This is a genomic window from Actinomadura sp. BRA 177 (genome assembly GCF_013372625.1).
In the GTDB taxonomy this organism is placed as follows: domain Bacteria; phylum Actinomycetota; class Actinomycetes; order Streptosporangiales; family Streptosporangiaceae; genus Spirillospora.
The window spans coordinates 1-18,364 of sequence record NZ_JABXFD010000092.1; the positions used below are offsets into that span (position 1 = coordinate 1).

Below are 18,364 nucleotides of genomic sequence, written 5' to 3' on the forward strand. Positions count from 1 at the left end.
CCCGGGTCGGTGAACGCGATGACCTCCTCGGCGGCGCGCTCGGCGGCGGAGGGCTGGCCGGTCGTCTGGCCGGTGTTCTGGCCGGGAGTGTCAGGGCTGTCGGTCACGGGCTTCCCGTAGCGGTGTCGGAGACGTCGTCGAGCGCGGCGCGGATCTCGTTCGGCAGCGTCAGATCCTCGCTCTCCAGGATCGCGCCGAGCTGCGCGGCGGTGCGGGCGCCGACGATCGGGGCGGCGACGCCCTCGCGGTCGCGGACCCACGCCAGCGCCACCGCGAGCGGGGACCGGCCGAGGCCCTCGGCGGCGGTCACCACCGACTCCACGATGCGGGCGCACTCCTCGTCCAGGTACGGCTGGACGAACTCGGCGAAGTGCGGCGCGGCGGCGCGCGACCCGGCGGGGATCCCGGTGCGGTACTTGCCGGTGAGCACGCCCCGGCCGAGCGGCGACCACGGCAGCAGCCCGGCCCCGGCGTCCAGCACGGCCGGCACCACCTCCCGCTCGATGTCGCGGCGCAGCAGCGAGTACTCCAGCTGCGCCGACACCACCGGGGCGCGGCCCGGCCAGGCGCGCTGCCACGCCGCCGCCTTGGCGACCTGCCAGCCCGCGTAGTTCGACACGCCGACGTAGCGGGCGCGGCCGGACGCGACCGCCTCGTCCAGCGCCGACAGCGTCTCCTCCAGCGGCGTCGCCGGGTCGTAGACGTGCAGCTGCCACAGGTCGACGTGGTCGAGGTCCATCCGGTCCAGGGAGGCGTCCAGGGCGCGCAGCAGGTGCCGGCGGGACCCGTCGTAGCGGCCGTTCGGCCGGATCGCGGCCTTCGTCGCGATCACCAGGCCGTCCCGGTCGACGGTCTCGCGCAGCAGGTGCCCGAGGATCCGCTCGCTGCTCCCCTCGGTGTAGACGTCGGCGGTGTCCACCAGCGTCCCCCCGGCGTCGGCGAACGCGACGAGCTGCGCCGCCGCCTCGTCCGGGTCGGTGTCCTGCCCCCAGGTCATGGTGCCGAGGCCCAGCCGGGACACCAGCAGCCCGCTCCGCCCGAGGTGACGCTCCTTCATAGGCGGTCAATGTAGCGGTCCGGGCGCGGCGCGCGGAAAGTGAGCAATCGGCCGCGCGGATTCGCACTCCCCGCAAAGATCCTGGTGAGCTCTATTGCCGGGCCCCGCCGCCCGGCTAAAGTGCGCAGCCATGGCGCCACCTCCGTTCTCGATGTACTCGCCGAAGTCGCCCGACGGCGACGGCCCGGACGTGGCGCCCGTGTTCGGCGCGGGACCGGGCGACGACCCCGGCTACCTCGCCTCGCTGCGCACCGCGACCGAGCTGGGCCGGCTGCGCGCGATGATGCTGGTGCTGCTCGCCGCGCCCGTCCTCATCCTGGTGATCATGCCGCTGATCGTGCAGGACGGCCGCGAGGACGCGCCGCCCTGGCTGTACGCGCCGCTCGCCGCCGCCGCGCTGCTCGCGCTGCTGCGCGCGGGCGGGCACCGGGAGCTCGCGGTCGAGGACCCGACCAGCGTCCGGCAGCTGCCCATGATGGAGACCGCCGGGCTGCGGCTCGTCCGCGTCCCGGTGGACGAGGAGGGCCTGGACGTCGCGGCGCTCGCCGCCGGCGGGGCGCGGACCGTCCTGGTCACGCCCGCGCACCAGTACCCGACCGGCGTGGTCCTGTCGGCCGCCCGCCGCGCCGCGCTGATCGCCTGGGCGCGGGACGTGGACGGCCTGATCCTGGAGGACGACTACGACGCCGAGTTCCGCTACGACCGCGACCCCGTCGGCTGCCTCCAGGGGGTGGACCCCGACCGGGTCGTCCTGCTCGGCTCGGTGAGCAAGTCCCTCGCCCCCGCGCTGCGGCTCGGCTGGGCCGTCGCGCCGCCGTCCACCGCCGCCCGGCTGCGCGACCACCGCGCCGTCACCGACCTCGGCGCGCCCATCCTGGAGCAGCACGCGCTCACCGAGTTCCTCCGCGGCGGCGGGTACGACCGGCACCTGCGCACCATGCGGCGCCGCTACCGCGCCCGCCGGGACGCCCTCGCCGCCGCCCTGGACGCCCATCTCCCCGACGCGAGGGTTCACGGCGTCTCAGCGGGCATCCACCTCTACGTGGAACTGCCGCCCGGATGCGACGAGGACGAGACCGTGGCCCGCGCCGCCCGGGCGGGCGTGGCGGTCACCGGCGCCCGGTCCCTGTGGTCGGCGGAACGCGCCGCGGCCGCGCCCCCCGCGCTCGTCCTCGGCTACGCCGGCCTGTCGGAGACCCGCCTGGTCAAGGCCGCGGAACTGCTGGGTCAAGCGGTTACCCACGGTGCCGATGGGTAGGACTCGCATCCCCGGTGTAGGAGGTATGGATGAGTCTGGATGAGGCCGCACGGCAACTGAAGATGGCCGGCCACGACGCCCAGGTGGCGTTCGACTGCATCGGCCTGGGCGACCTCGAACGGGCACAGGAGCACGCGGTGACCCTCCGGGCCGCCGCCGACGCCGCCGAGGTGGCCCTCAGCCGCGCGCTGACGGACCTGACGCCGGAACAGGCACAAGCGGAAGGCGAGAAGGCGATCCGTTCGCTCGAAGACGCGTGATCGCTTTCCAACGCCCCCGGACGTGCGTCGGCACGGCCGGGGGCTTGCTCATGCGACGGGGCGCTCCATGGCGGGGGCGTTCGGGTCGGCGCCCTTCACCGGGCTGGGGTTGAAGCCCTTGGCCGTGATGAAGACGACCAGGATCAGGGCCGTCGGGACGATGAAGGCTATGCGCAGGCCGTGGTCGGCGCTCATGGGGGCTATGGCGCCGACTACGGCGGCGCCCAGGACGAAGCCGACGTAGTTGAAGATGTTCACGCGGGACACGGCGACGCCCAGGCCGGTCGGGTCGACCCGTCCGGCGGCGGTGAAGGAGACCGGGGCGATCACGCTGAGGCCGAGTCCGGCGACGGCGAAGGCGGCGATGGCGAAGCCCGCGTTCGGGGCGGCGACGACGCCGGCCATGCCGACGATGCCGACCAGGCCGCCGATCCGCACCACCTGGACGGCGCCCGAGCGGCGGACGGCGAAGTCCGCGACGCCCCGGCTGATCACCATCGTGATCTGGTAGGCGACGTAGCCGAGCGGCGCGACCCAGTCGCTCGCGGACAACTCGTCGTCCAGGTACTTGGCGCCGTAGTTGGAGATCGCCGCGTCGGCGAGGTAGGCGACCGCCATCGCGGCGCCGACGACGAGGATCGGACGCCACGGGACGCTGCGCCCGGCCGCCTTCAGCTCCTCGGCGCTCGGCCCGGTGCCCTCCTCCGCGCGGCGGTAGAGGCGGTGGCTGGTCGAGAGGGACACGGCGACGCCGACGGCGGCGGCGATCGCGAAGCAGGTGAACAGCGACAGGTCCACCTTGTTGGACAGCGACGCCCAGAGCCCGCCGAGGATGCCCGCGACGCTCCACACCGCGTAGAAGCCGGTGATCAGGCTGATGCCGTAGCGGCGTTCGACGGCGACGGCCTGCGCGTTCATGGAGGCGTCCACCGCGCCGACGAACAGGCCGAACGCCGCGACCGCGACGTAGAGCGCGATGTCGTTGTCGCCGGTGAGGCCGATCAGCGCGATCATGACGGCCACGGCCGGCTGGGCGACGCGCAGCACCGGGCCGCTGCCGATCCGCTGGAACAGGGCGCCGGAGATGACGCTGCCGACCCCGGCGACCAGCGGCACCATGAGCAGCACGAGCGAGAGCGTGGCGTCGCTCAGGTGGTGCGCGTCCTGCATCTTCGGTACCTGCGTCACCAGCGAGGCGAAGCAGAGCCCCTGCACGGCGAACGCCGCGTACGTCGCGAACCGGGCCTGGCGGTCCCGCGCGGTGATGCCCTGGGTCATGCGGCCCGACCTCTCTGAGCTGCGCAACGTGAAGAAGATTCGCGTCAGCGTAGGGACAGGGTACGCGGCCAGTCAATCGCCCCGGGGCCCGCTCAGTCGATGAGCCGCCGCCGCATGCCGCGCACGGCGATGAACCACATCAGCGCCGCGAACGCGATCAGCGCGGCCAGGTGGCCGAGGTCGGCCAGCGGGTCCAGCCCGAACACCGCGTCCCGGACCAGCTCCACGCAGTGGTAGAGCGGGTTGAAGTAGGAGGCCGTCTGCGCCCAGCCCGGCAGCGCGTCCACCGGGAAGAACGTCCCGGCGATCAGGAACAGCGGCGTCACCACGCCGGTGATCACGTAGTCGAACGAGTTGATCGACGGCACCTTCGAGGACGTCCACATGCCGAACAGGCCGAAGCCGAGCGCGGTGAAGAACGTCACGAACGGCACCAGCAGCATCCCGAACGAGGGGTCGAGACCGAAGAACAGCGCCACGATGATCGGCGTGCACGAGTACACCGCCGACTTGGCCGCGATCCACAGCGCCTCCGCCGTCACCAGTTCGTGGACGTCCACCGGCGCCGCCAGCATCCCGTCGTAGGTGTGCTGGAACACGCGCCTGATGTAGCCGTTGAACATGCCCGGGAACACCGAGGTGAACAGCGCCGCGACCCCGACGACGCCGGTCGCGACGAAGTCGATGTAGCGGTAGTCGCCGACCACCGCGACCATCGACCCGAACCCGTAGCCGAACGCGAGCAGGAAGAACGTCGGCTCCACCATCGACGCGAACGACTGCGACTTCCAGTACCGCTTGTAGAGGGCCAGCTCGTGCCGCCAGACGCCCCGCACGGGCGCGAACTCGAACCGCCGGAGCTTGGGCGCCCGCTCCGCTTGGACGGTCATTCCACACGCTCCCCTGTCAGCACCACGAACACGTCCTCAAGGCTGGCGGCGCGGCGCACGCCGTCCGGGCCCAGCTCGTCCTCCAGTGAGGGCGGGATCGTCTCGGCCTTCAGGACCGACACCGACGGGCCGGTGCGGCGCGTGGACAGCCCGGCGGCCCTCGCGATCCGCTCCACCTCGGTCAGCCGGTCGGGCGGCCCGTAGTGCTCGACGACCCGGTCGCCCGCGTACTCGGCGACCAGCTCGGACGGCGACCCCCGCGCGATGACCTTGCCGTGCGACATCAGCGCGCACTCGTCCGCGAGGCGCTCGGCCTCCTCGATGTAGTGCGTCGACATCAGCACGGTCGTCCCCGCGGCGCGCAACCCGTCGATCAGCCCCCACAGCTCCGCCCGGACCTGCGGGTCGAGGCCGACGGTCGGCTCGTCCAGCAGGACGAGGGCGGGCCGGTGCACCAGCCCGCGCGCGATCAGCAGCCGCCGCCGCATCCCGCCCGACAGGTCGTCCACCTTGGTCTTCTGCCGCCCGGTCAGGTGCGCGATCGCCAGCGCGTCGTCCACCGCCTTGCGCCGCTCCTTGCGCGGCACCCGGTACAGGTGCGCGAACACCTCCAGGTTCTCGCGGGCGGTCAGCTCCTCGTCGAGGTTGTCCTGCTGCGGGACGACCCCCATCGCGGCCCGCGCGCGCTTGGACTCCTGCGGGACGCGGAAGCCGAGCACGTGGATGCTGCCCTCGTCGGCGATCGCCTGCGCGGTCAGCATCTTCATCGTCGTCGACTTCCCGGCGCCGTTCGGGCCCAGCAGCCCCAGGCAGACCCCGGAAGGGACCTCCAGGTCGAGGCCGTCCACGGCCGTGAAGTCGCCGAACCGCTTCACGACGCCGCGCAGGCTGATCGCCGCCCCGCCGGCCTCGTCCCGGGCAGCCGCGATCTGGGCACGTTGCAAGGTCATACCTCTCACACTAGGAACATCGGGGGACAGATCCCCACAGGTTTTCGCGCGGTGTCCTTCCGGGCGCGGGCTAATCTCTATCTGTGGACGTCCCCCATCGCCCGGCCGCCGAGAAGATCACCCGCGTGCGCGACCTGCGCGCGTCCGACGCCGACCGGGAACGCGTCGTCGCCGTCCTGGGCGAGGCCCTCGCGGACGGGCGGCTCACCATGGAGGAGCACTCGGAGCGCACCTCCCGCGCCTACGCCTCCCGCACCCTGGGCGAGCTGACCGGCCTCACCGGCGACCTCATCCCCGAGGAGGCGCAGCCCATCCTCGTGGACGACCGCCCCGTCTCGGTCTTCTTCGGCCGCACCCGCCGGGAGGGACGCTGGGTCGTCCCGGTGAAGCTGCCGATCCTCGCCCTTTTCGGCACGGTCGAGCTCGACCTGCGCGAGGCCGTCCTGCAGCGCCGCCACATCGTGGTCGACACGCTGGTGCTCGGCGGCCGGATCCGGCTGCTCGTCCCCGAGGGCGTCAGTGTCAGCGTCACCGGCCGCACCATCCTCAGCACCCGCGACCTGCGGGCCCGCCCCGTGCAGGACGGGCCCACGGTCGAGGTCGGCGGCACGATGATCTTCGGCTCGGTGCGCGCCCGCGCGCCGAAGCGGTCGCTGCGCAGCCGGATGCGGGGCCGCCTCGGACGGGGCCGCTAGCCGGCCGGCCGCCGCCGCTAGCTGGCCGTGTCGAAGTTGATCGCGCTGTAGGCGCGCAGCTTGTTCAGCTGGTGCTCGCTGGAGATCGTCCGGATCGTCCCGCTGCGCGACCGCATGACCAGCGAGTGCGTCACCGCCGTCCCCTTGCTGTAGCGGACGCCGTCGACCAGCTCCCCGTCGGTGATCCCGGTCGCGGCGAAGAACACGTCGTCGGACGTCACCAGGTCGTCGGTCGTCAACACCCGGCCCAGCTCGTGCCCGGCGTCGGTCGCCTTCTGCTTCTCCTCGTCGTCCTGCGGCCACAGCCGGCCCTGGATCACCCCGCCCAGCGCCTTGATCGCGCACGCCGCGATGATGCCCTCCGGGGTGCCGCCGATGCCGAGCAGCAGGTCGACACCGGTCCCCGGCCGGGACGCCATGATCGCGCCGGCCACGTCGCCGTCCAGGATGAACTTGATCCGCGCGCCCGCCTCGCGGACCTCCTTCACGATGCCCTCGTGCCGCGGACGGTCCAGGATGCAGACGGTGACGTCGTTCGGCGCGGAGCCCTTCGCGCGGGCGATCGCCCGGATGTTGTCGGCGATCGGACGCTCGATGTCGACGACGTCCGCCGCCTCCGGGCCGGTCACCAGCTTCTCCATGTAGAACACCGCGGACGGATCGAACATCGACCCGCGCGGCGCCACCGACAGCACCGCGATCGCGTTGTTCATGCCGAGCGCGGTCAGCCGCGTCCCGTCCACGGGGTCGACGGCGACGTCGCACTCGGCGCCGGAGCCGTCCCCGACCTCCTCGCCGTTGAACAGCATCGGCGCGTGGTCCTTCTCGCCCTCGCCGATCACGACGACGCCCTGCATGGACACCGTGTTGATCAGCTGGCGCATGGCGTTCACGGCCGCCCCGTCGGCGCCGTTCTTGTCGCCCCGGCCGACCCAGCGGGCCGCGGCCATCGCGGCGGCCTCGGTGACGCGGACCAGCTCCATCGCCAGGTTGCGGTCCGGGGCCTCCGGCTCGGTCGTGAGCGGAGAGGAAACGGTGGTCTCATCGGACATGACGAGGCAGCCCCTTCGAGTCAGTTGTGCCTCGGATTCTCCGTGGACCGGACGGCAGGTCACAAATTGGACCAGACCAGCCGAGCGCACGGATCGTACCGGCACCCGTCCTGCGCACCCCGCGCGGCGCCCGGATTTGACGGTCACGCGGGCAAGGGATCGTTTCCCCATGGGAGAGGGCGTAATCTCAGGCGTCATGAGCAGCGACATCGACGTCTCGTCCGGCGAGGTGGCACAGAACGGGGGCGCGCGGCCCGCCGGGGCCCCCGCACGGACCTCCGACCGCGGGGCCGCCACGCGCGGCGCCCTGCTCGCCGCGGCACGGGACGTCTTCTGTGAGTCCGGGTTCGCCCAGGCCGCGGTGACCGACATCGTCGCCAAGGCGGGCGCCAGCGTCGGCAGCCTCTACCACCACTTCAACGGCAAGGCGGACCTGTACCTCACGCTGTTCGAGGACTTCCAGGGCCGCCAGCAGGAGCGCACCCGCGAGGCGATCAACGCCGTCCGGGAGGCGGGCGAGACCGACCCGATGCGGCAGTTCATCGCCGGCGCCGGCGCCTACCTGAACGGCTGCCTGGACGACCGCGCCGTCGCCCGGCTGTTCATCTCCGGCGACGGCCCGCCCGGGTTCGACCGCGTCATGCGGCAGCGGCTCACCAAGTGGGCGCGCCGCAACGCCGCGCTGTTCCACACCGCCGACGGCGGCGTCGACGAGGCCCTCGTCACCGTGCTGACCGGCGCGATGGCGGGCGCGGTGTCGGAGATCTCGCTGCTGGACGACGAGGACGCCGCGCGCCGCCTCGCCGAGGAGATCATGGGCATCGTCGGCACGATCCGGAACCCCGGTACGGAGCAGCGCTGACCGTGGGGGATCCTGGAGGGGTGACCGACAAGACCCCTTCCCCGGCCCAGGAGAGCGCCTCGGCCGAGACGGCCCCCGCCGAAGACGCGCCGTCCACGCAGGACGCGCCGTCCACGCAGGACGCGGCGTCCACGCAGGACGCGCCGGCGGAGCGTCCCGTCGTCGAGGTCAGCCCGGCCGTGCACAAGCGGCTGACGACGGGGCTCGGCGGCTTCACCCTGGCGATGGCCGCGTGCATGCTGCTGGTGCTGGCGATCTACGTCGTGTCGCCGCGCGGCGACAAGGAGGTCCTGCCGACCGTCGACTACAGCGCGCAGCTGTGGGCGATGCGCAGCGACGCGCCCTACACCGTGTACGCGCCCGAGGGGCTGCCTGCCGACTGGCGGCCGAACAGCTCCCGGCTGCACGGGCTGGAGTCCGGCGGCAAGGAGCCCGTCGCGTGGCACCTCGGCTTCGTGACGCCGAGCGACGAGTACGCGGCGCTGGAGCAGAGCAACGAGAAGGCGTCCGAGTACGTGCCGCGCATGACGAACAGCAGCACGCCGACCGGGACCCAGCAGGTCGACGGCGTCACCTGGACGAAGTACCACCGCAAGGACAAGAAGGCGAACTCCCTCGCCCGCACCCTGCCGGACGGCATGAGCATCGTGGTGACCGGTACCGCGTCCTACCAGGAGCTGGCGGTCCTCGCGGCGGCGCTCAAGCCGCAGAGCAAGGACGCGACCCTGGTGCCCTCGACGGCGCCCACACCGGCCTCCTGACCGTCAGAACGGCGCGGCCTCGCCGTTGCCGGGCCGGTCGAGGGCGGCGGCGAGCCGCGCACGGGCGCCCTCCAGCCACTCCTCGCAGACCGCCGCGAGCTTCTCGCCCCGCTCCCACAGGCCGAGCGACTCCTCCAGCGTCAGGCCGCCCGCCTCCAGCCGCTTGACGACCTCGGTCAGCTCGTCGCGTGCCTGCTCGTACGACGGCTTCTCCGCCGTCTCCTTGTCGTCCGCCACCTGCCCCACCCTAAGACCCCTCGCGCTCGGTCACGGCCACGCCGAGGCGCCCGTCCGCCAGCCGGACCTGCAGCGGCTCCCCGTCCTTGACGGCCGCCGCCTCCCGCACGACCGCCCCGTCCTCCCGCTGGACGATCGCGTAGCCGCGCTCCAGCGTCGCGGCGGGGGAGAGGGCCAGCAGCCGGGCGCGGGTGTGCGACAGCTCGTCCCCGGCCCGGTCCAGCGCGCTCGACAGGCACCGCCGCGCCCGGTCCCGCAGCGCCGCGACCTGCTCGGACTGCCGCTCGATCTCCCGCACCGGATCGGCCAGCGCGGGCCGCGACCGGACCGCCTTCAGCCACGCCAGCTCCCGCTCGACCGCCCCCGCCAGGCAGCGCCGCCCCCGGTCGCGCAGCTGCCGGACGAGCTGGAGCTGCTCCCGCACGTCCGGGACGGCCTTCTTCGCCGCGTCCGTCGGGGTGGACGCCCGCACGTCCGCGACCAGGTCCAGGATCGGGGCGTCCTGCTCGTGCCCGATCGCGCTGACCACCGGGGTGCGCGCCGCCGACACCGCCCGCACCAGCGCCTCGTCCGAGAACGGCAGCAGGTCTTCCATCGCACCCCCGCCGCGCGCGATGATGATCACATCGATCTCGGGATCGGCGTCCAGCGTGCGCAGCGCCTCCATGACCTCGCCGACCGCGTACGAGCCCTGCACCGCGGTGTTCTCCACCCGGAACGCGACCGCGGGCCAGCGCCGCCGGGCGTTCTGCAGGACGTCGTGCTCGGCGTCGGAGTCGCGCCCGCAGATCAGCCCGATCTTCCCGGGCAGGAACGGCAGCGGCCGCTTGCGCTCCGGCCGGAACAGCCCCTCGGACGCCAGCACCTGCTTCAGCCGCTCCAGCCGGGCCAGCAGCTCCCCGACGCCCACCGGCCGGACCTCCAGCACGCTGAGCGAGAACGTCCCCCGGTTGATCCAGAAGTCGGGCTTGGCGTGCACCACGACGCGGGCGCCGTCCGTCACCGCCGGACCCGCCGCCTCGAACACCGCGCGCGGCCCGACGACCCGCACCGACATGTTCGCCACCGGATCGCGGAGCGTCACGTAGACCGTCCCGCCCCGGGCGTTGATGTCGGTGATCTGCCCCTCCACCCAGATCCGGCCCAGCTTGCCGATCCACCCGCTCACCGCCTGCAGCACCGTCCGCACCGGAACCGGGGATTCGGCCGTGGTCTCCATAGCCATGCAGGAACACTAGTCAACTACTCGGCCCCCCAGGACCGAGTAGTCGACTCGGCCAGGAAGGCTCCGCTTATGCTCCCGACTGCCTCCTACGGCGGGGCGGTCACGGGTCACATCGCCGGTTCCCGCTCAGGCGGGGACCGGTGGGGGCATGTTGACGAATACCCACGCCGAGCGTGCGCGGTCGCGCACGTTGACCCCGGCGACGACGTCGGCGGGCCCAGCGAGGCCGCACCGGCGACATTGGAAGTGGTCCCGGCTGCGGCGGTTGCCGCGTTCGGTGTGGCCGCAGCGCGGGCAGCGCTGCGAGGTGTAGGCCGGATCCACCTCGATGAAGGGCACACCGGCGCGGCGGGCCTTGTAGGCGATGAATTCGCCGAGTTGGTGGAAGGGCCAGGAGGACTGCCGTGCTCGCTGGTCGCGTCGAACCGTGACCCGCTCGCGGATGCCCTGGAGTTCTTCAAGGGCGATGCCGCGTTCGGTGCGTTGGGCGACAGCAACGACGGTCTTGGAAATCTTGTGGTTGGTGTGGGTGGCGTGCCGGGATTCCCGGCGTGCGCGTTTTCTGAGCAGCTGCCTGGCCGAACGCGTCCCGGTGGCCTGGATCTCGGCCCGCTTGCGGGTCAGCCGGCGCCGGTAGCGGTCCAGGCGGCGCCCGGAGTAGTTGTCGCCGTCGCTGGTGGTGGCCAGATTGGTGATGCCCCGGTCCACCCCGATCCAGTCTCTCGGCTCGTATCGCTCGGCTTCAGGGACCTCGCACGTCGCGATCAGAAACCACTTGCCGTCCCGCCGCACCAGGTCCGATTCGCCCTTGCGGTACAGGGTGAGGCTCTTGAGCACCGTGGCCGAGCAGGCGAAGCGGACGTTCTTCAGGCGCCCGTCGACCGTCCAGATGGATACGGTCTGGGCGCCGTAGTTCCACGACAGGCACCGGTCGTCGTAGGTGTGCGCCGCGTCCGGGCGGAACACGATCGCCTTGGACTCGGCTTTGCGGCGGCGCCGGGAGCCCGCCCCTCCCAGGTTTCCGGCCCTGACGCTGGTCCGCAGCGTGGTGTATGCGTCGGCCACGCGTTTGATGACGTGCTGCGCGGCCTGCGCGCCCAGGCCATGGGCCTTGAGTTCGCCGTAGGCCATCGACCGCAGATCCTTGACCGACCCCTTGAGCCGGTATGCCTGGAACGAGGCGGCCGACACCCGGTTCGCGCACTCGTTGACCGTGCGCAGGGTCCGCTCAAGCGCCGAGGCTTGCGCCTCGTCCGGCACGAGTTTGACCGGCACCACGATCTTCATATTTGTGATCGTATCATTACTTTAAGCCATGTCGATGGGAGTTTGGGCGCACGAGTTCAACGGCGGGACTGGCCACGTGCAGCGACTCGTGCACTATCCGCGTCTACGGTGGCGCCCCGCTGTCGGTCTCCGCCGAGTCCCAGAAACGACCGGGTGGGCGGCGCCCACGCGGTCGCGTACGAACGATGTGATTCCTCCGCTCCTGAAGCCGAGGGCCGGGATTTCTCGCTAGATAATCCGCTGAGAAGCACCTGAGGAGAGTGAACGTGACCGCATCCGAACGCGAGCTCGCCGAGCAGCTCAACCTGCGCCTGCGCCATGTCGTGCTGATGCTGCGGCAGGTGAGCGCCGACCAGCCGGTCACGCCGCAGCAGCTGTCCGTGCTCGGCTCGCTGGAGCACGGACCGCGCCGGATGACCGAGCTGGCCGCCGAGCACGGCGTCCGGCTTCCGACCATGACCGCGCAGATCAACCGGCTGGAACGGGACGGGCTCGTCATGCGCGGGCGGGACGGGACCGACGCCCGCGTCGTCACCGCCCGGCTCACCGGGACGGGCCGCGACCGGCTGGCGTCCGGGCGGGAACGCCGGCTCGCGTTCCTCAGCGACCGGCTCGCGCATCTGACGGACGAGGAGCGCGCGCTCGTCGCCGCGGCGCTGCCCGCCTTCGACAAGCTCCTCGGCGGGCCATGACATGGACGAGCCCCCGGGGTCGGCCGGGGGCTCGTCCATGTCGGCGTCAGCTGAGGCCGTTGAGCTTGGCGATGCGGCGCTCGTACATGCGGATGACGTCCTCGCGGGCGGCGTGCTTGCGCTCGTACTCGCGCAGCAGCTTCACCTGCTCGACGGACAGGCCGCGCAGGCGCGCACGCAGCTGCGGCAGCGTCGCGGTGTCGTAGTTGGGGACCGGCAGGTCCTCCGCGATGTGCTCGGCCTCCGCCGGGGCGGCCGGCTTGTTCTCCGGCTTCGGCTCGAACGCCTTCTCGTCCTTGGCGACCGCTTCGCTGGTCGCCTTGTCGGAGGCCTCGGTGAGCTCGGGCTCGGCGGGCTTCTTCGGCTCCACCTGCGCGGGCTGCTTGGGCTCGACCTGGGTGGGCTGCTTGGGCGCGGGCTTCCCGGGCTCGGCGGCCTTCGGGCTCGGCGCGGGCTTCGCCTGCGGCGCGGGCTCCGGCTTCGGCTCGGACGGCACCGGCTTCGGGGCGGGCTCGGCGACCGGCGTCCCCTCGTCCGCGGGCTTGGCGTGCCGCCGTCCGAGCGCGCCCGGCTTCGCGGGCTTCGGCGGCGCACCGGGCCTGGCGTGCTTCGGCGTGTGCCGCGTCCCGGCACCGGGCTTGCCGACGGAGATCTCCCCGCCGGACGTGCGCGCGGCGGCGGTCCGTCCCGCGGGGCGGGTCCGGCGCACCGGCTCGGGCTCGGGCTCGGGTTCCGGCTCATCGCCGCGCACCCGCTGGGACACCCGCCCGACGACCTTCCCGGCCGTGTGCTGGACGTCGTCGCGCCACCGCCCGAGCACCGGTTTCACGCCGCCGCCCTCGGTGATCTCCTTGTAGTCCCTGGTCAGCCGGTCGCCGAGCAGCAGCGCCCGGCCGACGCCGAACATGGCCAGCCGGACGGCGTGCAGCGGGAGATCGCGGACCTGCTCGCCCACCGAGTCCTGGACCTGCTCCTTGAGGCGGCGCGGCGATTTCGTCATCGACTCTTCCTCTTCCTGCCTGTCTCGTGAACTTCACTCTGCCCCATGGGTGCGATCGTGGTCACCCCGGGTTAATGGATTTCTGTCCAAAGACGCCGTGGAGTGGGTCACAGCCCGGTCACGCGTACGATCCGGTCACTCGTACGATAGAGGCATGACCGCCAACAGCCAGCGCCGTGTCCTGCTCGCCAAGCCGCGTGGTTACTGCGCAGGCGTCGACCGGGCCGTCCAGACGGTCGAGATCGCCCTGGAGAAGTACGGGGCGCCGATCTACGTCCGCAAGCAGATCGTGCACAACGTCCATGTCGTGAAGACCCTGGAGGAACGCGGAGCGATCTTCGTGGACGAGACCGAAGAGGTCCCCGAAGGGTCGATCGTCGTGTTCTCCGCGCACGGCGTCGCGCCCGTCGTGCACGAGGAGGCCAAGGGCCTGGACCTGCGCACCATCGACGCGACCTGCCCGCTCGTCACCAAGGTCCACAAGGAGGCGATCCGCTTCGCCGCCCAGGACTACGACATCCTGCTCATCGGCCACGAGGGCCACGAGGAGGTCATCGGCACCACCGGCGAGGCCCCCGACCACATCCACCTCGTGGACGGCCCCGACGACGTCGCCAACGTGCGCGTCCGCGACCCCGAGAAGGTCGCGTGGCTCTCCCAGACCACCCTGTCGGTGGACGAGACCATCGCCACCGTCGAGAAGCTCCGCGAGCGGTTCCCCAAGCTGATGGACCCGCCGTCCGACGACATCTGCTACGCCACCCAGAACCGGCAGGTCGCCGTGAAGGAGATGGCGGCGCAGTCGCAGCTCGTCATCGTCGTCGGCTCCACCAACTCCTCCAACTCCGTGCGGCTGGTCGAGGTCGCCAAGGAGCACGGCGCCGACGACGCCCACCTCGTCGACTACGCCGAGCACATCGACCCCGCCTGGCTGGAGGGCGTCACCACCGTCGGCGTCACCAGCGGCGCGTCCGTCCCGGACGAGCTGGTCCAGGAGGTCCTCGGCTGGCTCGCCGAGCGCGGCTTCGGCGAGGCGCAGGAGATCGAGTCCGTCGAGGAGCGCATGCGCTTCTCCCTCCCCAAGGAACTCCGCAAGGACCTCCGCATCACGCCCGTCTAATCCACCTCGCCGTGATGGAGGCGGCGCTCCGCCGTCGTGGTGGGCGACTCGTCCCACCGGACGGGGTTCTCGTTCTCCTCCTTCTCGAAGAGGCGCACCCCGGCGAGCTTGTCGCGCAGCTCGCGGACGTTGGTCATGAGGCCCCGCGCCAGGCAGATCACCAGCACCAGCAGCGTGCCGAAGAACAGCCATGGCGCGGTGGCCGCCAGCGCGGTCAGCACGCCGACCGTGAGGCCGCGCAGCAGCGAGCCCTGGCCGAGCGTGGTGGCGAGCACGACCGTGAACGTGGCGGCGAAGAACACCAGCGGCGGGCTGACGACGAGCGTGAGCAGATCGCCGGGACGCGTCGCGAACGCGGCGAGCGCGCAGCCGATCGCGAACCCCGCGCCGGCCAGCAGCGGCACCCCGAACCAGCGCGACAGCAGCCCGCACACCACCCCGGCGGCGAACATGACCACGATGCCGCCGCGCCCGGTCAGCGTGATCGGGCTCCCCGCGGCGGCCGAGCGCGAACGCGGAGCGGCGGCGCCGTGCTGACGTCCCACTGAACCCCCCGGAGCCGGCGAGGCGCCGCCGGGCGCACCGCGTGCCGTCGATGAAGTCATCGCCACCCCTGATGCCGGTCCGTCTGCTCAGGGATCGCCTGTGCGCCGAAACCTACCGCGTCGGCGGTCTGGTCCGGCTGAGCGTGCTCGTCGTCCGGGAGGTAGTCCTGTGCGGTGAGTTCGGCCGCAGAGAGCGCGCGGGGGCTTTCCTCTACGGGGCGGGGGCCGTCCAGACCGTCCTCGACCACGCCCAGCTCGTTGAGCTTGCGCGCACTGACGAGCACGCGCGTTTCGAGGGATCCGACCGTCCGGTTGTAGGACTTGATGGCGCCGGTCAGCGCGCGGCCCAGTTCGTCTACGTGCTGGCCCATCGTGCCCAGCCGCTCGTACAGTTCCTTGCCCAGTTCGAAGACCGCGCGGGCGTTCCGTGAGAGGGCGGCCTGCTGCCACGCGTAGGACGCCGTCCGCAGCATGGTGATGAGCGTGGTCGGCGTGGCGATGTGCACCCGCCGGCGCATCGCGTACTCCAGCAGGCCGGGGTCGCGGTCGAGCGCGGGCGCGAGGAACGCCTCGCCGGGGATGAACAGGACCACGAACTCGGGGGCCGGGCTGAACGCCTGCCAGTACGACTTGGCCGACAGACGCTCGACGTGGTCGCGCAGATGGCGTGCGTGCGCGTCCAGCCGGACGGGATCTCCGCTCTCGGCCGCCTGCAGGTACGCGGCCAGCGAGACCTTGGAGTCGACCACGATGCTCTTGCCGCCGACCAGCCGCACGACCATGTCGGGACGCACCGTGCCGTCCGCCGTGACGGACGTGGCCTGCTCGTCGAAGTCGCAGTGGTGCGTCATGCCCGCCAGCTCCACGACGCGGCGGAGCTGCAGCTCGCCCCACCGTCCCCGCGCCTCGGGCCGCTGCAGCGCCCGGACGAGCGACTGGGTCTCGCGGCGCAGCTGGTCGGAGCTCTGCCGGACGAAGTCGACCTGCTTGGCGAGCATCGCATGCGACTCGCGGCGGCCCGTCTCCACCTCGCGGAGCTGCTCCTCCACCTTGGCGAGCGTCTCCTTGAGCGGCGCGACCAGGTGCTCGACGGCCTGCTGGCGGCGCTGCAGCTCGCCCGCCGCCTCGGCCCCGGCCGCCTTGAGCCGGGCGTCCGCCAGTTCCAGGAACCGCTGGTTGCTGGCGTCCAGCGCCTTCGCGGACAGGTTCTCGAAGTGCTCGGCCATCCGCTCCTCGGCGTAGGCGAGCTTCTCCTCGGCCGCCCGCGCCCGCGCGATCAGCGCGCCCTGCCGGCTCGTCGCCAGCGCGTACCCGGCGACGGCGCCGAAGACGGCGCCGACGAGCAGGCCGGCGAACAGCGCGAGGTCCATCCGTTCATCGTGGCAGCGCGGCGGCGAACCGCGACCGCGACGCGCCGGTGCCCGCCGGACGCCGCGATCCGGACATTCGGCGGGACGGACGGAGTTTCGCGGCAGTCCGAGGGGTCCCCGCGCGCTCATAGACTTGACCGCCGTGAGCCTCTCCATCGGAATCGTCGGGCTGCCCAACGTCGGCAAGTCCACCCTGTTCAACGCGCTGACCAAGAACGACGCGCTGGCCGCCAACTACCCGTTCGCGACCATCGAGCCCAACGTCGGCGTGGTCGGGGTGCCCGACCCGCGCCTGCACGCGCTGGCGGAGATCTTCGGCTCGCAGAAGATCATCCCGGCGACGATGGAGTTCGTCGACATCGCGGGCATCGTCAAGGGCGCGTCCGAGGGGCAGGGCCTCGGCAACAAGTTCCTCGCCAACATCCGCGAGACCAACGCGATCTGCCAGGTCATCCGCGCGTTCGAGGACCCGGACGTCACGCACGTGGACGGCGACGTCGCCCCGTCCCGCGACATCGAGACGATCAACACCGAGCTGATCCTGGCCGACCTCCAGACGATCGAGAAGGCGCTGCCGCGCCTCGACAAGGAGGCCCGCACCAAGAAGGACAAGGAGAAGCTCGCCGTCGTCGACGCCGTCAACGCCGCCCAGAAGCTGCTGAACGACGGCGTCACGCTCTTCGCGGGCGCGGACAAGGCCGGCATCGACCTGGCGCTCCTGCGCGAACTGCACCTGCTCACCGCCAAGCCGTTCCTCTACGTCTTCAACCTCGACGAGAGCGAGCTGACGGACGAGGCCCTGCGCGCGCGCCTGCGCGACCTCGTCGCCCCGGCCGAGGCGATCTTCCTGGACGCCAAGATCGAGGCCGAGCTGATCGAGCTGCCGGACGACGAGGCGCTCGAACTGCTGCAGGGCATGGGGCAGGAGGAGTCGGGCCTGTCGCAGCTCGTCCGGATCGGGTTCGGCACCCTCGGCCTGCAGACCTACCTGACGGCGGGCCCCAAGGAGGCGCGGGCCTGGACGATCCGCAAGGGCGCCACCGCGCCGGAGGCCGCGGGCGTCATCCACACCGACTTCCAGCGCGGCTTCATCAAAGCGGAGATCATCTCCTACGGCGACCTCGTCGACGCCGGCTCCATGGCCGCCGCCCGCACCGCCGGCAAGGTCCGGATGGAGGGCAAGGAGTACGTGATGCAGGACGGCGATGTCGTGGAGTTCCGCTTTAACGTCTGACGGCGCGGCCAGAGGTCTGACAACCGCCGTGACCAGTGTGATTTTGGCAACAGCGGGTGCCTGTGAGGCCGGGGTGGCCGCTGAGCTGGGCGTTTTGGTGTGAGATGTCGCGAATAGGGTAGTTTGTCGCTTTCTTTCGGGAACGGTCGACGGTCGGCACCGCCACCCGGTAACCAAGCAACAACCGAGTCGTGCCGCTTGTCCGAAACCTGGACCTGAGCACTCTTCGGAGCCTTGGATAGGGGATCGTCACCGTTTGGCAATCCTTCCCGTTCCTGCTGAGGTGGATTGCATTATCCACAACCGCGTGCCGGGGCTGTGCTTCGCTGGGATGCGCTGGAACAATTGACGCCCGTGGTTACCCTGGGCCCGAGGTGGGTTCGGAAAAACCGCCGGAACATGACCAGGCAGCACAGGAGCGCGCCGACCGGGGGCGAGGCGCGAGCGGAGGCAGGATGGCTCGCAGGTCGGCCGCGGGACGCGGCCGTGACACCGCCGTAGTCGAGGAGACCGCGGCGCCCGGCCGGGCGCCCGGCTCTTATACCCATCCGCATCTGCCGACGAAGAAGACAGCGTAGCAACCTACGCGCG

At 71.8% G+C, this 18,364-nt stretch carries 19 protein-coding genes; 8 read left to right on the forward strand and 11 right to left on the reverse strand.

All coding sequences use genetic code 11. From position 1 onward, the window contains the following. Positions 1 to 103: 103 nt before the first annotated feature. Positions 104 to 1,057 carry an aldo/keto reductase gene (locus HUX53_RS02040; protein WP_176401467.1) on the reverse strand — a complete coding sequence of 318 codons (954 nt, stop codon included), beginning with the start codon at positions 1,055 to 1,057 and terminating at the stop codon, positions 104 to 106. A gap of 130 nt (positions 1,058 to 1,187) precedes the next feature. On the opposite strand from HUX53_RS02040, the gene HUX53_RS02045 reads away from it, so the two are divergent. Both HUX53_RS02045 and HUX53_RS02050 read left to right on the forward strand, forming a co-directional pair. Further along, positions 1,188 to 2,315, forward strand: coding sequence for a PLP-dependent aminotransferase family protein (locus HUX53_RS02045; RefSeq protein WP_176401468.1), 1,128 nt, complete (start codon positions 1,188 to 1,190; stop codon positions 2,313 to 2,315). 29 nt (positions 2,316 to 2,344) lie between these two features. Further along, positions 2,345 to 2,575, forward strand: coding sequence for a hypothetical protein (locus tag HUX53_RS02050; RefSeq protein ID WP_176401469.1), 231 nt, complete (start codon positions 2,345 to 2,347; stop codon positions 2,573 to 2,575). A gap of 48 nt (positions 2,576 to 2,623) precedes the next feature. Here the strand turns inward: HUX53_RS02050 and HUX53_RS02055 are convergent, their stop codons facing one another. The 3 genes from HUX53_RS02055 to HUX53_RS02065 all read right to left on the reverse strand — a co-directional run bounded on the left by HUX53_RS02055 (position 2,624) and on the right by HUX53_RS02065 (position 5,693). Beyond that, positions 2,624 to 3,853, reverse strand: a complete 1,230-nt coding sequence (locus tag HUX53_RS02055; protein ID WP_176401470.1) for an MFS transporter — start codon at positions 3,851 to 3,853, stop codon at positions 2,624 to 2,626. Between the two features lie 92 nt (positions 3,854 to 3,945). Then, on the reverse strand, positions 3,946 to 4,743 hold the full coding sequence (locus HUX53_RS02060) for an ABC transporter permease (protein WP_176401471.1): 798 nt from the start codon (positions 4,741 to 4,743) through the stop codon (positions 3,946 to 3,948). Beyond that, a complete protein-coding gene (locus HUX53_RS02065) occupies positions 4,740 to 5,693 on the reverse strand; it encodes an ABC transporter ATP-binding protein (protein ID WP_176401472.1) in 954 nt (317 codons plus the stop codon). Before HUX53_RS02065 ends, HUX53_RS02060 begins: the two co-directional genes overlap by 4 nt. Positions 5,694 to 5,776: 83 nt before the next feature. On the opposite strand from HUX53_RS02065, the gene HUX53_RS02070 reads away from it, so the two are divergent. Next, complete coding sequence (locus HUX53_RS02070) at positions 5,777 to 6,388, forward strand: DUF1707 domain-containing protein (RefSeq protein ID WP_176401473.1); 612 nt, start codon at positions 5,777 to 5,779, stop codon at positions 6,386 to 6,388. 17 nt (positions 6,389 to 6,405) lie between these two features. Here the strand turns inward: HUX53_RS02070 and glpX are convergent, their stop codons facing one another. After that, positions 6,406 to 7,440 (reverse strand): class II fructose-bisphosphatase, encoded by a 1,035-nt coding sequence (glpX, locus tag HUX53_RS02075; protein ID WP_176401474.1) that lies wholly within the window; start codon positions 7,438 to 7,440, stop codon positions 6,406 to 6,408. A 196-nt stretch (positions 7,441 to 7,636) separates the two neighbouring features. Here glpX and HUX53_RS02080 point away from each other — a divergent pair, with 196 nt between their 5' ends. Both HUX53_RS02080 and HUX53_RS02085 read left to right on the forward strand, forming a co-directional pair. Continuing rightward, positions 7,637 to 8,302, forward strand: a complete 666-nt coding sequence (locus HUX53_RS02080) for a TetR/AcrR family transcriptional regulator (RefSeq protein WP_176401475.1) — start codon at positions 7,637 to 7,639, stop codon at positions 8,300 to 8,302. A 20-nt stretch (positions 8,303 to 8,322) separates the two neighbouring features. Next, positions 8,323 to 9,063: a DUF4245 domain-containing protein gene (locus HUX53_RS02085; RefSeq protein ID WP_309237002.1), complete on the forward strand. Its 741-nt coding sequence runs from the start codon at positions 8,323 to 8,325 to the stop codon at positions 9,061 to 9,063. Between the two features lie 3 nt (positions 9,064 to 9,066). Here HUX53_RS02085 and HUX53_RS02090 read toward each other — a convergent pair whose 3' ends face one another. The 3 genes from HUX53_RS02090 to HUX53_RS02100 form a co-directional block, all read right to left on the reverse strand. Continuing rightward, positions 9,067 to 9,300 (reverse strand): exodeoxyribonuclease VII small subunit, encoded by a 234-nt coding sequence (locus HUX53_RS02090; protein WP_176401477.1) that lies wholly within the window; start codon positions 9,298 to 9,300, stop codon positions 9,067 to 9,069. A gap of 10 nt (positions 9,301 to 9,310) precedes the next feature. Beyond that, a complete protein-coding gene (gene xseA / locus HUX53_RS02095) occupies positions 9,311 to 10,525 on the reverse strand; it encodes an exodeoxyribonuclease VII large subunit (protein ID WP_176401478.1) in 1,215 nt (404 codons plus the stop codon). Between the two features lie 126 nt (positions 10,526 to 10,651). Further along, positions 10,652 to 11,812, reverse strand: coding sequence for an RNA-guided endonuclease TnpB family protein (locus tag HUX53_RS02100; RefSeq protein WP_217918985.1), 1,161 nt, complete (start codon positions 11,810 to 11,812; stop codon positions 10,652 to 10,654). 266 nt (positions 11,813 to 12,078) lie between these two features. Between HUX53_RS02100 and HUX53_RS02105 the strand changes: the two genes are divergently transcribed. Further along, positions 12,079 to 12,504 carry a MarR family transcriptional regulator gene (locus HUX53_RS02105; protein WP_309237003.1) on the forward strand — a complete coding sequence of 142 codons (426 nt, stop codon included), beginning with the start codon at positions 12,079 to 12,081 and terminating at the stop codon, positions 12,502 to 12,504. Positions 12,505 to 12,550: 46 nt separating this feature from the next. Here the strand turns inward: HUX53_RS02105 and HUX53_RS02110 are convergent, their stop codons facing one another. Next, a complete protein-coding gene (locus HUX53_RS02110) occupies positions 12,551 to 13,504 on the reverse strand; it encodes a hypothetical protein (protein ID WP_176401479.1) in 954 nt (317 codons plus the stop codon). Positions 13,505 to 13,658: 154 nt separating this feature from the next. On the opposite strand from HUX53_RS02110, the gene HUX53_RS02115 reads away from it, so the two are divergent. Further along, positions 13,659 to 14,624, forward strand: a complete 966-nt coding sequence (locus tag HUX53_RS02115) for a 4-hydroxy-3-methylbut-2-enyl diphosphate reductase (RefSeq protein WP_176401480.1) — start codon at positions 13,659 to 13,661, stop codon at positions 14,622 to 14,624. Here HUX53_RS02115 and HUX53_RS02120 read toward each other — a convergent pair. Both HUX53_RS02120 and HUX53_RS02125 read right to left on the reverse strand, forming a co-directional pair. Then, positions 14,621 to 15,169, reverse strand: a complete 549-nt coding sequence (locus tag HUX53_RS02120) for a DUF6542 domain-containing protein (RefSeq protein ID WP_309237004.1) — start codon at positions 15,167 to 15,169, stop codon at positions 14,621 to 14,623. The two genes, HUX53_RS02115 and HUX53_RS02120, sit on opposite strands and share 4 nt — an antisense overlap. Positions 15,170 to 15,225: 56 nt before the next feature. After that, positions 15,226 to 16,539: a DNA recombination protein RmuC gene (locus HUX53_RS02125; RefSeq protein WP_176401481.1), complete on the reverse strand. Its 1,314-nt coding sequence runs from the start codon at positions 16,537 to 16,539 to the stop codon at positions 15,226 to 15,228. Positions 16,540 to 16,681: 142 nt separating this feature from the next. Here HUX53_RS02125 and ychF point away from each other — a divergent pair, with 142 nt between their 5' ends. After that, a complete protein-coding gene (gene ychF, locus HUX53_RS02130) occupies positions 16,682 to 17,773 on the forward strand; it encodes a redox-regulated ATPase YchF (protein WP_176401482.1) in 1,092 nt (363 codons plus the stop codon). Positions 17,774 to 18,364 lie beyond the last annotated feature (591 nt).

Excerpts from the sequence above, each read along its gene's own strand:
- HUX53_RS02125 (WP_176401481.1), bottom strand. The coding sequence starts at position 16,539 with ATGGACCTCGCGCTGTTCGCCGGCCTGCTCGTCGGCGCCGTCTTCGGC.
- xseA (WP_176401478.1), bottom strand. The coding sequence starts at position 10,525 with ATGGCTATGGAGACCACGGCCGAATCCCCGGTTCCGGTGCGGACGGTG.
- HUX53_RS02055 (WP_176401470.1), bottom strand. The coding sequence starts at position 3,853 with ATGACCCAGGGCATCACCGCGCGGGACCGCCAGGCCCGGTTCGCGACG.
- HUX53_RS02040 (WP_176401467.1), bottom strand. The coding sequence starts at position 1,057 with ATGAAGGAGCGTCACCTCGGGCGGAGCGGGCTGCTGGTGTCCCGGCTG.
- HUX53_RS02050 (WP_176401469.1), top strand. The coding sequence starts at position 2,345 with ATGAGTCTGGATGAGGCCGCACGGCAACTGAAGATGGCCGGCCACGAC.
- glpX (WP_176401474.1), bottom strand. The coding sequence starts at position 7,440 with ATGTCCGATGAGACCACCGTTTCCTCTCCGCTCACGACCGAGCCGGAG.
- HUX53_RS02115 (WP_176401480.1), top strand. The coding sequence starts at position 13,659 with ATGACCGCCAACAGCCAGCGCCGTGTCCTGCTCGCCAAGCCGCGTGGT.
- HUX53_RS02100 (WP_217918985.1), bottom strand. The coding sequence starts at position 11,812 with ATGAAGATCGTGGTGCCGGTCAAACTCGTGCCGGACGAGGCGCAAGCC.
- HUX53_RS02045 (WP_176401468.1), top strand. The coding sequence starts at position 1,188 with ATGGCGCCACCTCCGTTCTCGATGTACTCGCCGAAGTCGCCCGACGGC.
- HUX53_RS02110 (WP_176401479.1), bottom strand. The coding sequence starts at position 13,504 with ATGACGAAATCGCCGCGCCGCCTCAAGGAGCAGGTCCAGGACTCGGTG.
- HUX53_RS02080 (WP_176401475.1), top strand. The coding sequence starts at position 7,637 with ATGAGCAGCGACATCGACGTCTCGTCCGGCGAGGTGGCACAGAACGGG.
- HUX53_RS02065 (WP_176401472.1), bottom strand. The coding sequence starts at position 5,693 with ATGACCTTGCAACGTGCCCAGATCGCGGCTGCCCGGGACGAGGCCGGC.
- HUX53_RS02060 (WP_176401471.1), bottom strand. The coding sequence starts at position 4,743 with ATGACCGTCCAAGCGGAGCGGGCGCCCAAGCTCCGGCGGTTCGAGTTC.